Here is a 12768-nt window from a genome sequence, read left to right on the forward strand (position 1 = left end):
GTTGATCCATCGCCGGGCGCCCTGGAAGACCAGAGAGGCGGTGGAGTTAGCGACCTTGGAGTGGGTGTCATGGTTCAACAACCATCGGCTGATGGCCCCGCTGGGCTACGTGCCGCCCGCCGAGTTCGAGACCACCTACTATCGCAATCTTGAGCAGCAGGCCACTCCGGCCTGACTCAAGCCAATCGGCCTCCGCGAAAGCCGGGGCGGTTCAGCCTGCTCACTCAAGAGAAGTTAAGACGCCGTCAAGCACGCCGACGGCCATATCAATGTGCTTAGCCTCTGAAACCAAGGCTGGTGCCAGGGCGATAGTGTCCCCGGTGGCCCTAACAAGCACCCCCTTGTTGAAGCATGCTTGCAAGACCTCCAAGCCCCTGCGTCCAGCTACCGCATCGGGAGTGAGTTCGACCGCACCCATAAGACCGAAATTGCGGATATCGTGGACCAAAGGATGCCCTCGCAACTTGTGAATCGATTGCTCTAGACAGTCCTCAAGTTTTTTTGCTCTCTCAAGAAGTTCCTCGTCCTCTATGGCATCGAGAACCACTGATGCTGCCGCACAAGCAACGGGATGGGCCGAAGCCGTATACCCGTGATAGAAGTCGATCTGGTCGGCCGGCGTGTTCTTGAATGTCTCTAGCATTTCTGAGTTGATGAGCACACCGCCCATCGGAATGGTCCCGTTTGTGATCGCTTTAGCAGTAACGATCATGTCTGGGACAACTCCCATACGGTCTGCGGCAAAGGAGCTTCCAAGCCGTCCAAATCCGGTGATGACTTCATCAAAGATCAGCAGAATGCCGTGCTTCTTTGTTATTTCTCTCAGGCGCTCAAGGTAGCCGACCGGAGGAACCAGGACCCCAGCGGATCCAGCCACCGGCTCCACAATCACTGCGGCTATGGTGGAAGCATCGTGCAGCTGAACGATCCTCTCGAGTGCGTCTGCAAGATATGCCCCGCCAGGCGGCTGGCCACGACTGAAAAGATTCTCCGATAGGCCGTGAGTGTGTGGAAGATGGTCAATGCCCGGCAGAAGGGGGCCGAAGTCTTTTCGATTTGCAGCCATGCCTCCTACTGAAATTCCACCAAAACCGACCCCGTGGTAGGAACGCTCGCGCCCAACGAGTCGCGACCTCTGTCCCTCGCCACGCATCTTGTGGAACTTCAAAGCCAGCTTCAACGCGGTATCCACCGCTTCAGAGCCGGAGTTCACCAGGAAGACGCGACCGAAGCCTTTCGGGGCGAACTCCAGCAGCCGGTCAGCATAGGCGAATCCAGTCGAGTGCCCCATTTGGAACATGGGTGCATAGTCAAGCGTTGAAACTTGGCGGGCGATCGCTTCAGCCATCATTGTTCGGCCGTGCCCGATATTCACGCACCACAATCCAGAAACTGCATCAAGAATGGATCGGCCATCCTGTGCCTGGTAGAACACGCCGGCCGCTCTTTCGAGCATCCGGGGAGAAGCCTTGAACTTGCCGTGCGCTGTGAACGGCATGAAGAGCGACGCGGTGCTCATCGGCCCCCCTGCGGCTCAATGGGCAGGGGCGATTGAAATGCTCGCTCAATTGCCTCGCCAGCTGCGAGACACAGATCTTCGCGAAACCGTCCCGCCACTACTTGGACGCCTGACGGGCGACCGCCCCGAATCCCAGTCGGGACAGATACAACAGGCAACCCCAGCGTGACGAGGCCGAGCAGGGGGCTTTGCGCCTCAAGAATCTCGCCCATCGTCTCGACGGTTCCCAAGTCCAGGTCCTGATCAAAGGGCTTCCACAAGGAAGCGGGCATCAACACGATCGGGTACTTTTCCATGAATCCGATCCAGTCGCGAAGGATCGCGCTTCTGCGGACAAGTGCCTTGGAAAAGGTTTGAAGATCGACGGGAGGCGTGAGCTGGTCAATCAGCTCTGCTGATCGTTGAATCCCTTTGTCCCCAAGCTTTCGGATGTCAGGGAACATGCTTAGTCGTACTTCGCCCACAACAATCGTCTGCCACAAGCGAGCCGCTTCCTCAAAGCTTGGTGGCGCGACTTCTTCAACGTCATAGCCTGCCGCAGTTAAAGCCGCGCCTGCGTCTTGAAGACTGGCCGCCACTTCCGGGTCACATTTGGCGTTGGTCGGGCAGTACAAGGCTACCCGCTTATCCCGTGGTGCAGCATCAAACGTCCATGGAGCAGGTGTCCAGAGCGGATCTCGGGGATCGCGCACGGCCATTGGGGCAAGGCCAAGCCGAACGTCCGCAATTGTTCTGGCGACAAGTCCCTGAACACCCATTAGCTGGGCAGTAAACGGGCGGTCGGCTGTAGCCGCAGGGTTATAGGCAGGCACTCTTCCAATCGTTGGCCGAATACCAGCAACGCCACAACAGTACGCCGGGTATCGGATCGAACCGCCAAGATCGTTGGCATGGCCGAGGAAGCCAAGGCCAGTGGCCACTGCGGCCGCGGCTCCACCGCTTGATCCGCCAGGAGTGATCGCGGGATCCCAAGGATTAAGGGTCCGACCGTGCAGGTCATTGTCCGTAAACCAGCGCCACGAGAAAGACGGGGTGTTCGTGCGACCAACGACTACAGCGCCAGCTTGCATCCAGTTCGCAACGACGGGACTGCTCTCATTTGCGATGTGATTCTTGTTCGCTACGATTCCGTTCGTCGTCGCGCATCCCTTTTGATCCACGTTGATCTTGGTGGTAACCGGGACGCCATGCAGAGGCCCAAGCTGTATGCCGCTCGATAGAAGAGAGTCCGCGCGATCCGCCGCCTCAAGCGCAGTTTCGCGAAGGACTTCGACAACTGCGTTCACTTTTCCGTTTACCGCAGCGATCCTGTCCAGGACAGAGATCGTGGCCTCTCTCGAACTCAGTTCACCGCCAGCAATTGCTTCGGCAACTTTGACTGCCGACCATCTCCAAACGTCTGACATATCCACCTTTCAATGAGTCGTACTTGCGCCGAGGAAGCGGTCCTTGATCTCCTGCTGCCCGGCAAACTCCTGACGGGATGCGGAGTGGACGATGCGGCCCTGCTCGATGATGTAAAAACGGTTTGCTAGCCGCTCGCAAACGCGAAGGTTCTGCTCGACAAGAAGAATTGGGATGCCGCTATCGCGGATTGCGCCCAACATCGAAACAATCTCCGCGACGATTACTGGGGCTAAGCCCTCAGTTGGTTCGTCAAGAAGCAAAATGGATGGCGCATTGACCAGTGCTCTGGCAATGGAGAGCATTTGCTGCTCTCCTCCGGAAAGCATTCCACCACCATTTTTTCGACGTTCTTTCAGCCGAGGGAAGATGCCGTAAACGTCGTCAATTGACCAGCGCGAATTTGCTCGCGATGCAATCTTCAAATTTTCGTCGACCGTCAGTCCAACGAAAATTCCTCGGTTCTCCGGGACCAGCGCAACGCCGCTGCGCGCAATTTCATGGGTGTGCCGTCCAACAAGGTTTTTGCCAAAGCACTCGATTTCACCCGAGGATGCTTGGACCAAGCCTGCAATCGTCTTTAAAGTAGTTGTCTTTCCCGCGCCGTTTCGCCCCAATAGCGCAACGAGCTCTCCCGGACCCACACTAAGTGAAACAGAGCTCAGCGCCTGGCTCTTGCCGTAGTAGGCATCAACTCTGTTCAGCTTCAGCATCAACTTCTCCCAAATAGACAGTCCGCACTCGTGGGTCTGCCTCGACCACCGACGGAGTGCCCGTGCACACGACTTTGCCCTGGGCCAGCACCGTAACCGCATCGCTCAGTCGCATTACGATTCCCATGTTGTGCTCGATAAGAATCACTGTGTGCGTTCCTCTCAAGGAGGCAATCAAGCCAGTCATCTCTGGGACGTCGTCAACACCCATTCCAGAAGTTGGCTCGTCCAACAGCAGCACCGAAGGCTTCGATGCCAAGGCCATGCCAACCTCAAGTCGTCTTTGCTGCGCGTGGGAAAGCTCGCAAGCCTTCGTCTCACGTTCGGCCTTCATCCCGACCTTCTGCAGTACTTCTTCAATGACTTGGATCGCCGCTTGGTCGACATTCGATCCACGCCAGAGAGCCAGAGCTCGGTTGCCAGACTTCCCTTGCGCCGCGATCAGAAGGTTTTCTTCCACAGTGAGGTCAGGAAAAAGCGACGTAATCTGGAATGAACGTCCGACGCCCACAGCGACTCGCTTATGCGAAGGCAACCTCGATATGTCATCGCGCCCGACAAAAACACTCCCCTTATCTGGGCGAAGCTCGCCTGACAAGCAATTGAAGAGCGTTGTCTTACCGGCACCGTTTGGGCCAATGATTGAGTGGATAGAACCTGCAGCAATATCAATGGAGACGTCACTAACAGCAGCAAAGTTGCCGAATGACTTCGATATCTTCTGCACTCGGACCGATGGACTCACTGGGCAACCTCCTTCGCGCCGAGGCTGCGTTCGGCGCGCCATTCTCGACCCCGCTTGAACAGGGTCCTTGCTGCTCCAGCAAGGCCACCCGGGAGGTACAGCACGAGCGCAATGAGCAACACCCCGAGAATCAGCAGCCACCGAGGCCACCAGGCCGAGAGCACGTTGCTCACGATGGTGAAGAATGCCGCTCCGACGAAAGCACCGTAGAGCGAGTGGGCGCCGCCAATGATGCTCATCATCAAGATTTCTTGGCTCATTAGGATTTCCACGTTGCTTATCGACGCGAGACCGAGAAAAAGTGCTTGGAGTGCACCAGCCAAGCCTGCCAATGCGCCAGAGATGCCGAACGCTGCAATCTTGAATAGTCTTGCGTCATAGCCACTCGCCACCGCGCGCTTTTCGTTTTCTCGGATTGCAACCAGCACTTTGCCAAACGGTGAGCGAGTAATATGAGTCAGGATGCACATCACCACGACGAAAAGCGTGGCGACCAAGATATAGAGAGATAGATTTGATGAAATGCTAAACCCGACCACACTCGGTCGAGCCACGCCTTGCAGGCCGTTCTCACCGCCTGTCAAGCCTGGGAAAGCAAAGACCAGAAAGTAGATGAGCTGTGCGAACGCCAGGGTAAGCATCACGAAGTAGATGCCATGTCGCCGAATGGCCACAAGCCCAACCAATATGGCAGCCAGAGCGCCAGCTATGGTCGGCAGCAACAGGGTGAGCGCTATGCCCGCATCGAGGTGGACTCTCAAAAGGCCGGCCACATACGCGCCGATGCCGAAGAACCCGCCTTGGGCAAAGGACATAAGCCCTGTGTATCCCAAGAGCAGGTTTGACCCGAGCACTGCGAGCGCGAGGACCAGGATCTCGATGGAGACTGACTGAGAGCCGACCAGAAACGGCAGCAAGACGACGAGCCCGCCGCTGATAGCGAATGTTCGGGTGATTGGGCCGATATGCATGGTTATGCCCGTCCAAGAAGCCCGTTCGGCCTCATAACGATGATCGCCGCCGCGGCCGCGAAGATCATGAGATTGGCACCGGGTGGCCACAAGCCGCTCATGACGCTTTGCGTCAGTCCAATGAGGAGAGCCGCCAGCAGTGCGCCGGAATAGCTTCCCATTCCACCAATGATCACGATGACAAAAGCGATTCCGAGCGCTTCTTGAGCGAGAAATGGCTCCACACCTCTCAACGGAGCGGCTAAGACGCCAGCAATCGCCGCCAAGCCAGCGCCGAGCGCAAATGCTGCAGCGAATAATCGCTTAACGTTGACACCAAGAAGAGCCACCATGTCTATGCTCTCGCTTCCGGCTCGAAGGAGCGCACCGAGTCGCGTGCGCTCAAGAGCCAGCCAGAGCGCCGCTGTGAGGACCCCAGTGAAGGCAATAACAAAGAGCCGATACGTGGGGTAAGCGAAGTCGCCGGCCCGAACGACACCGCTAAAGGCGCTGGGCGTTGCAACGTTCAGCCCTTCGGTGCCCCACACGACGATGCACAACTCTTGGATCACCAATGCCAGCCCCAATGTCAGCAAGATTTGGTACATATGCGGTAGTCGGTAGGCCCGCCGAATCAGGGTGTACTCGAGCACGAGGGCTGCGAGTCCGGCCATGACAGGGACCAGGAACAGGCATATCCAGAAGCTGATCTTTGCGTTTATGAGCGCAAAGCACGCGTAGGCAGCAGCCATGTAGAAGGCGCCGTGAGCGAAGTTCACGAAGTGCAGTAAGCCAAAGACAATGCTTAGGCCGGCTGCGATCAGGAAATAGATCATCCCCAAGCCCAATCCGTTCAGGGCTTGGAACAGGTAGAGCGTCATTTCGCGGCTTTACGTGCGCATCTTGCACGCTGAGCGCGCTTGGTCGGGAAACGACTTGCCGCCACTGAGAACTTCGACGAAGTCGTCTTTGTCCTTCATTTGGCTCTTCGGCTTCCCCTTGAGCAGGTAGTAGTTCTTGATGACCTGGTGGTCGAAGTCTCGCACCTGCTCTTCACCAGTCAGTCCTGCGTACTTGTAGCCCTCAAGCTTCTTTGCAATGGCAGTGGGGGAAGTCGACCCGGCAAGCGCGATGCCGTCAAGCATCAGCTTTGCGCACGAGTATCCGAGTGCCATCGAGTGGTCGGGCGTCTCGTTATAGAGCTCTTTGCACTGGCGCACGAACTTCTGGTTGGCCGGCGTATCCAGGGTGTGCCAGTACTGCGCGCCAGCGTAGACGCCCTCCATAAGATCAGCACCGAGCGCGTGATATTCGTGCAGTCCGGTGGTCCACGTGGCCAGAATCGTGGTCTTTCCAGTGAGGCCAAAGTTTGCTGCCTGGCGGATACTGGCCTGCAGTTGGCCAGCGTAGTTGAGCAGCAGCAGGACGTCTGGCTTGGCTGCAGCAGCTGCTGTCAGGTATCCGGAGAATTCTCGGTCTTGAAGTGAGTGGTAGGTGTTGCCCACGTGTTCAATGTTCAGTTCGCTGAACACGCGCTTGGCGTTGGCGAGCATCCCTTCACCGAACACCACTTGCGGAGTGATGGTGTACCAGCGCTTGGCGGCGGGAAGGAGTTTGGCTAGGGGCCTGACCGACTGTTCAACGGCGCCGAACGTGGGGACGGAATAGCGGAAGGTGGACGCGTTGCAGTCGGCTCCCGTGACTTCATCAGCCCCGACGGCAGTGATGTAGACGCCGCCGGCCTTAGCAACTTCTTTACTGATCGAAAGCGCAGCAGCAGATATCACTTCGCCTGTGAAGATCAAAGCCTTTCGCTGCTCCATCGCGTCGATGACCTTCCGAACGGCCTTTGCGGGGTTTGCCTCAGAGTCCAACACCATTCGCTCGACGGTGAGTCCGTTTACCTTTCCGCCGCGCTCGGCCAAGGCGGCTTTCGCGCCCAGGTCTGACAGGCGTCCGATGCCTGCTAGAGGGCCCGATAGCGGCAGGATGTCTACAAGCAACACCCCTTGACTTTGCGCCAGAGCATTGCCGGGCAGGCATGCGACAGCAGCAGATGATCCAGCGATTGCGATGAAGTCGCGCCTATTCATATCGGCTCCTTAGAACGTGTGGTTGGGTTGCAGAGTGAGGTTTCGCTTTACGGGGGTTTCCAGGGCGTGCCCGTGATGTTGGACATCACTCATGTGCTCCGCCATGATCTTTCGCGCTTTCTTCGCGTCAGCGCGTTGAATTGCGCGCACGAGAGCCACGTGGCTGTCGGTGATCGTTTCTTCCAGATCTACGTTGTGGCTTCTGGCGTACTTCGGGAGCACCATACTTCGCAGGACGTCATTTAGAAGTCTGCACATCATTCCAAGCAGAGGACTCGGACAAAGCTCCGCAAGACGATCGTGGAACGCGAGCTCGATGTTGCGCCGCGCTTCCCAATCCCCTCCCTCGTCCGGATGGCTGCGCTTGGCCAGCACGAGGAGTTCCTCGATCTCGTCTTCGCTTACTCGATTCACCAGTGAGGCGGCCAATTCAGGCTCGAGCACCTTGCGAAGCGCATAGACCTGCCCCGTGGAGATTTCACGGAAGTAAAGGTAGCTGTAGACGGACTCCAGGCACTGCTCGTAAGGGACCGCCATCAGCACGGCCCCACCGGCGGGTCCCGTTGTGATGCGGATCAGTCCATGAACCTCAAGAACCTTGAGCGCTTCGCGAATCGTCCCTTTCGATGCCGCGAATAGGGCCATAAGCTCATGCTCGCGCGGGAGTCGGTCGCCGGGCTTTTTGTCGTTCTTGACTATCCAATCCTTGATCTGGTCAGCAATAAGGTCCGACCGCTTGACCTTGCGTCTCACGGCGTCTGTCATGTTTATCATGATGAATAGGATAAATGTGCGTGAAGCCCCGCGGCTACTGGTGCTTACCCTTGATCAAGCGGTGGAGAGACGGAAACGAGCCTGGCGCGCGCAAAGCAACGGTCAAACTCCAGCGGCATAAGCGGAGCTAATTCAGCGGACGCCGCTTTCAGCCGACCAGTGCCGAGGGTCGTCAGGGCGCCGGACGAGCCCGGTGGGCTAGCTTCTGTCGAAGACTTCAAGGGGAACAGAGCGACTGACCACCTCGCGTAATGCGAAGCTCGACTCGATTCGAGCGACATTCGGCAGGCGGGACAACTGTGTTTTGTGGACTCGCCCGAAGTCCTGAAGGTCGCGAACCAGAAGGATCAGCAGATAGTCGTTCGATCCCGACATCAACATGCATCTCAGCACATTTCCGCATGCCTGAACCGCACGCTCGAACTCCTCCAGACCCGCCTCCTTCTGAGTACTCAGAGCGATCTGCACAACGACGGTAGTACAGAACCCAAACTGGGTAAGGTCCAATGACGCTCGGTACCCCTTGATGAGCCCCGCATCTTCGAGAGCTTTTTGCCGGCGTGCGACCGCACTTGTAGACAGGTGCACGGCATCAGCGAGCTCAACGCTGGTGGTCCGTCCTCGCAACGACAGCTCTCTCAAGAGTTGGAGGTCGATCTTGTCCACCGCAGTGGCGCACGGAAGGCAACGGCCCAACACCATGCCCAGGATTCGTGGTGCCGCCCGTGAAGAGCGTTGGGACATGGGACAAGTAAGCTCGCTTTTCGAAAATCCACCGTCGAGCATCGAGCCAAAGATCACACCCGCTAGGCGTAGGAATGCTTCGACAGCGAGACCCGCATAGCCTCGTCCGGCACCAGAGTAAGGGCGCCGGCAGTCGCAGTTTCCAGATCCAGCCTACGCACTGCCCGAACAGAAACGTGACGGTGCCGACCGGAACGACCATCGCCAGTTGACCATCCCTGCCGATCTTGAGGGAGGCAACACTCTAAACGTGGCGACGGTTTCACCGCGACGTCGCGAGGCTTCGGCGGCGGGCGACAACCAGACCCGCCATTCAACACGGCGGCGCAGACACCCGCGCGGCGTGTGTCCGGCGGCACCAACACGGCAAGGTTGTTCTACGGTGCCTGGCGGAGCAACGCTTCTAAATGGACCAGTGGCACCAAAACATGGCGGCGTCGCTTGATCACGACCGAAACCGCTGCGCGCTCGGGCTGCGTCGGGTGAAAAGCCGCCGCAATCGGTTCCGGTCGCTCCCTCGCTTTGCGCAGATGGGCGGACACCCGGCTCTTGTTCAACACTCTATGCACGTCGCCGTTGACTTGCAAGTAGCCCCCGGTTTCGTCCCTGGCCAGCGCGCCGATCTCCATCCCACGCCGAATCGTGCCCAGAAAGGCCAAGTCGCGGGTCGCAAATGCGAATCGTCGCCAGCCGTCGCCCAATGTGATCTGAAAGTCGTCGCCAGAGCGCGTTGTCTTCGAGGATGGCTTCATGCAATTTGCCGCGAGGTCAATGGAAAGGGCGCGGATTCCGGTCACGCTGTCACACGGCGTCGAGGCGCTGGCTCAGATCTTAGAAGCGATTGCGCATACTTCTCGACGCCGAAACTGAAAGTGCCGCGGAAGTTGATGTGACTGGAGTGAGCGGGTCCCATGCGCCGCAACCACGCATCGTCGATCTCCATGCCTCCCTTGCGCAGGCGCTCCACCACGTCATTCATACGGGTGGTGTTCCAGCCGATCACGATGTTGGTCAACAGGGCGTGAGACCCCGAGATCGCCTTCATCTCATCGCGCCGGCGTCCGCGCTCGGTAGGCAGCTTGCCGGTATAGACCACCCGCTGCAGCTGGTGAACAGATTCGCCTCGGTTGAGCAGCGTATGGACCTCGCGCCGAAAGTCATCGATGGTGATGTAGTCACACAAGAAGATGCTGCGAAGCAAGCGGCCCAGATGCTCAGCGGCCTGATAGGCAGGATCGCCTTGCGCGGCGCTGCTCAGAAAGCGCAGCGCCAGGTCGGCGCCGATTTTGCCCATACGGATCGAGGCGATTAGTCGGAGCAGTTCATCCCAGCCGTCGCGTATGGCCTTGCGTGAAAGTCGCTTGACCGTCACCCGCTCGATGTTCTCCGGCACAGCGAATCCGGCCGGCAGGTAGAGTTTCCTCTCGGCCAGGTCGCGCAGGCGGGGGCAAAGGTCGAATCCGAGCAACTTGGCTACGGCCATGGCCCCGTTGGTATAACCGTGCGTGTCGACGGCCAGTAGAGACAGGCGAATCCGGTCCTGGCTGCGGTTGTGCTGCTCCACGCCTTCGATCGCGACGCCTGCCTGGCGCTCATTGAGCACGATCGGCTGGTCGTAGACGATGCCCCATCGATCCAGCAGGTGCGTGTAGATGCCCGCGGCGTAGTTGCGCCGGCGCGGGTCAACGCGTGCGCTCCACAGATGCCGCGAAGCGTCCAGCGACATCATGTCGGCCGATGCCTTTTCGCCGCTGCCCCAATGCGCCGCCATTGGAACGCGACCCTGGAATGCAACAACCCGTTCGTTGGCGCGCCGCAACCGGCCATGAGTCTCCAATGCTCGCATGGCCACCGACACCTGCGCAGTGTCGACGCCCGGAATCATCGATGCTGCCGTCTTGGCGTCAATGTCGGTTCCGTGCGCGAGCAACGCCGCGTACAAAGCAAGCAGCTGTGCGGCGGTGTCAGCACGATGCCCGAGCAGCACCTCGCTGACGCCGCAAAGCGAGTCCATCTCCAGCAGAATGTCAGGGAATTGCACGTCGCCGATCAATTGATAGATCAGGTCGCGCATGCGGCGCGGCTCGCCGTCATCAGGCAAGGCGGTCACCGCCGGCAAATGCAGCATTCCGTCTGCGCCGATCTCGATCCTGCCCTTCTTGCAGGCCTCGGACACGGCGGCAACGCCAACATGCAGATTGTCCAGAGCGGGGCCGATGAATTCGTCGGCCGTGCGCGGCAAACCCAGCAGAGCGATGTACTTGTCACGTTCGAGCGCCCATTCGCGCGGAGAGATCAGCATCTGATCACGCTGGCGAAAACTCAGCGAATGATCGATCCAAACTTTGCCGCTGCGCAGACTCTTGCGCAGGGACATCATGGTGCACGCGGCAAAGGCCTGCAGGCCACTCTTGGGATCCGCGTCATGGACAAGGTCGTGCCAAGCAACGCCCACCTCGGGAAGTGTGAAGTCGGAGGGCAATTCTGTCGCCTTCATGCCCTGGAGATCGCGCCACGCAGTCCACTGCGCGAAACCCGCGTCGTCGGATTGCCCGGCGAATTCGAGGCCCTCCAAGCCACCAAGAAACGCCTTGACCCGCTGCTGGTCCGCCGCAAGCGCCCGGCGGACCTGGGACAGAAAGCTGCCCAGGGGCACATCCAACAGTTCCGACAAGAGTTGATCCGCCTCCAGACAACGCACGCGCCAGGGCTTGCTTTCGTCACGCAGAACCTCCCTGGCCTTCATCGCTTGCTGGCGGGCCGCGCCTTCTAACCGACCCTGGCTGGTCTGGGCTTTCTCCGCGGCGTCACGAAACAGTTTCTGGCTGCGCCGGCTGCCTTGCTGGATCGCCAGGTCTGTGAGTTCAAGCAGGGTCATGCGCAGGAAGCACACCAGCTCGATGGTCTGTGTCGCATCCTTGATTTCCTTGGACTTCGCGGGCCGGCGCGCTTGCATCTGCTGGGCGTAGGCGCGCTGTTTGGAAATGGCGATGCTGTCGAGCGGCCACTCGTGTGCCGTCAGGCCCTTGAGATACCGGATTTTCTCCAAGACTTCGGCCAGGCTGGACGGACCGTGGCGCCTTGACGGCGTCTTCAACCATTCGAGATGGGTGCCGGTGCCGTCTGGGCGCAGCCGGTATGCTGACTCGCGGCAATTCTTGAGGGTGGCCGCCGGAACGGCCTTGGTGATGGTCCGCAGGATCTCATCTTCGATCGCAGCAAACGCGGCGCGCGCCCAGTCCTGCACACGTCGCTGGCCGGGAATCAGGATGCGATGCTCGTAGAGCCAATGGCATGCCGCCGTCGCGAGATCGTCGGCGTGAGAGGCTTCGACGGCTTGCAGCTTGAGCAGGGCAACCAGCTTCGCCTCAGCTTGGTCATCGACGTCCTTGAGGCCCAGGTGGGTTTTGGCCCAGAGCTGGTGTTTGTACAGCGTCTGACTGCGCTTGTAGATCGAGCGCAGGCTGGCAATCGTGGGTGCTGCCGTTCTGAATGTCTCGCCGACGTAGCGCAGCAGGTTTCGGGGCAGTACCGTGGTGCTGTCCAACGGACGGCCCACGGCCCGCAAGTACAGCACCATCAACGCTGCCGACGCGCGGTGATCAGAGCGAAACTGCGCGCCTACGGCCTTGATGTCAGCTTCGGTGAGCTGGAAGAACTGATTCAGGTCGAAGTCCGACAGCCGGCTCGATAGGCCCTCCTGGCCAACGAAGCGAAGGGCGTAGGTTGACATAGCCGACGTCGAGCGGGGTGTGGTTGGCCAAGTGTACGACGCCTGTTGACGTGCCCAACCAAGCGCGTTTTCGAGTGATCAATCTGGCGGCAG

Annotated in this window: 12 protein-coding genes; 1 reads left to right on the forward strand and 11 read right to left on the reverse strand. The window is 59.0% G+C overall.

Features of this window, described 5'->3' with window-relative positions; all coding sequences use genetic code 11:
- On the forward strand, positions 1-175 hold a 175-nt coding region (locus tag Q392_RS11975; RefSeq protein WP_038207094.1), incomplete at its 5' end, for an IS3 family transposase.
- Positions 176-220: 45 nt separating this feature from the next.
- Here Q392_RS11975 and aptA read toward each other — a convergent pair.
- From aptA to Q392_RS12010, 11 genes are all read right to left on the reverse strand, one after another.
- On the reverse strand, positions 221-1519 hold the full coding sequence (gene aptA, locus Q392_RS31975) for an omega-aminotransferase AptA (RefSeq protein WP_084217011.1): 1299 nt from the start codon (positions 1517-1519) through the stop codon (positions 221-223).
- A complete protein-coding gene (locus Q392_RS31980) occupies positions 1516-2925 on the reverse strand; it encodes an amidase family protein (protein WP_084217012.1) in 1410 nt (469 codons plus the stop codon). Before Q392_RS31980 ends, aptA begins: the two co-directional genes overlap by 4 nt.
- Before the next feature lie 9 nt (positions 2926-2934).
- On the reverse strand, positions 2935-3639 hold the full coding sequence (locus Q392_RS11980) for an ABC transporter ATP-binding protein (protein WP_038207097.1): 705 nt from the start codon (positions 3637-3639) through the stop codon (positions 2935-2937).
- Complete coding sequence (locus tag Q392_RS31985; protein WP_245610703.1) at positions 3614-4381, reverse strand: ABC transporter ATP-binding protein; 768 nt, start codon at positions 4379-4381, stop codon at positions 3614-3616. Before Q392_RS31985 ends, Q392_RS11980 begins: the two co-directional genes overlap by 26 nt.
- A complete protein-coding gene (locus Q392_RS11985) occupies positions 4378-5352 on the reverse strand; it encodes a branched-chain amino acid ABC transporter permease (protein WP_038207103.1) in 975 nt (324 codons plus the stop codon). Before Q392_RS11985 ends, Q392_RS31985 begins: the two co-directional genes overlap by 4 nt.
- A 2-nt stretch (positions 5353-5354) precedes the next feature.
- Positions 5355-6212: a branched-chain amino acid ABC transporter permease gene (locus tag Q392_RS11990; protein ID WP_038207109.1), complete on the reverse strand. Its 858-nt coding sequence runs from the start codon at positions 6210-6212 to the stop codon at positions 5355-5357.
- Positions 6213-6221: 9 nt separating this feature from the next.
- Positions 6222-7424 carry an ABC transporter substrate-binding protein gene (locus Q392_RS11995; RefSeq protein ID WP_038207115.1) on the reverse strand — a complete coding sequence of 401 codons (1203 nt, stop codon included), beginning with the start codon at positions 7422-7424 and terminating at the stop codon, positions 6222-6224.
- A 9-nt stretch (positions 7425-7433) separates the two neighbouring features.
- Entirely contained in the window at positions 7434-8189 is a 756-nt protein-coding gene (locus Q392_RS12000) for a FadR/GntR family transcriptional regulator (RefSeq protein ID WP_038207121.1), read from the reverse strand.
- Between the two features lie 207 nt (positions 8190-8396).
- Positions 8397-8864: an Lrp/AsnC family transcriptional regulator gene (locus tag Q392_RS12005; RefSeq protein ID WP_211260232.1), complete on the reverse strand. Its 468-nt coding sequence runs from the start codon at positions 8862-8864 to the stop codon at positions 8397-8399.
- A 455-nt stretch (positions 8865-9319) separates the two neighbouring features.
- Positions 9320-9694, reverse strand: a complete 375-nt coding sequence (locus tag Q392_RS32775) for a hypothetical protein (protein WP_211260233.1) — start codon at positions 9692-9694, stop codon at positions 9320-9322.
- Between the two features lie 41 nt (positions 9695-9735).
- Positions 9736-12675 (reverse strand): Tn3 family transposase, encoded by a 2940-nt coding sequence (locus Q392_RS12010; protein ID WP_038207129.1) that lies wholly within the window; start codon positions 12673-12675, stop codon positions 9736-9738.
- Positions 12676-12768 lie beyond the last annotated feature (93 nt).

Origin of the sequence: Xenophilus azovorans DSM 13620, from assembly GCF_000745855.1 — a bacterium.
Lineage (GTDB): Bacteria > Pseudomonadota > Gammaproteobacteria > Burkholderiales > Burkholderiaceae_C > Xenophilus > Xenophilus azovorans.

What these genes read in the sequence shown, in the direction of transcription:
- aptA (WP_084217011.1), bottom strand. Translation starts at nt 1,519, where the DNA reads ATGAGCACCGCGTCGCTCTTCATGCCGTTCACAGCGCACGGCAAGTTC.
- Q392_RS31980 (WP_084217012.1), bottom strand. Translation starts at nt 2,925, where the DNA reads ATGTCAGACGTTTGGAGATGGTCGGCAGTCAAAGTTGCCGAAGCAATT.
- Q392_RS11985 (WP_038207103.1), bottom strand. Translation starts at nt 5,352, where the DNA reads ATGCATATCGGCCCAATCACCCGAACATTCGCTATCAGCGGCGGGCTC.
- Q392_RS11990 (WP_038207109.1), bottom strand. Translation starts at nt 6,212, where the DNA reads ATGACGCTCTACCTGTTCCAAGCCCTGAACGGATTGGGCTTGGGGATG.
- Q392_RS11995 (WP_038207115.1), bottom strand. Translation starts at nt 7,424, where the DNA reads ATGAATAGGCGCGACTTCATCGCAATCGCTGGATCATCTGCTGCTGTC.
- Q392_RS12000 (WP_038207121.1), bottom strand. Translation starts at nt 8,189, where the DNA reads ATGACAGACGCCGTGAGACGCAAGGTCAAGCGGTCGGACCTTATTGCT.
- Q392_RS32775 (WP_211260233.1), bottom strand. Translation starts at nt 9,694, where the DNA reads ATGAAGCCATCCTCGAAGACAACGCGCTCTGGCGACGACTTTCAGATC.
- Q392_RS12010 (WP_038207129.1), bottom strand. Translation starts at nt 12,675, where the DNA reads ATGTCAACCTACGCCCTTCGCTTCGTTGGCCAGGAGGGCCTATCGAGC.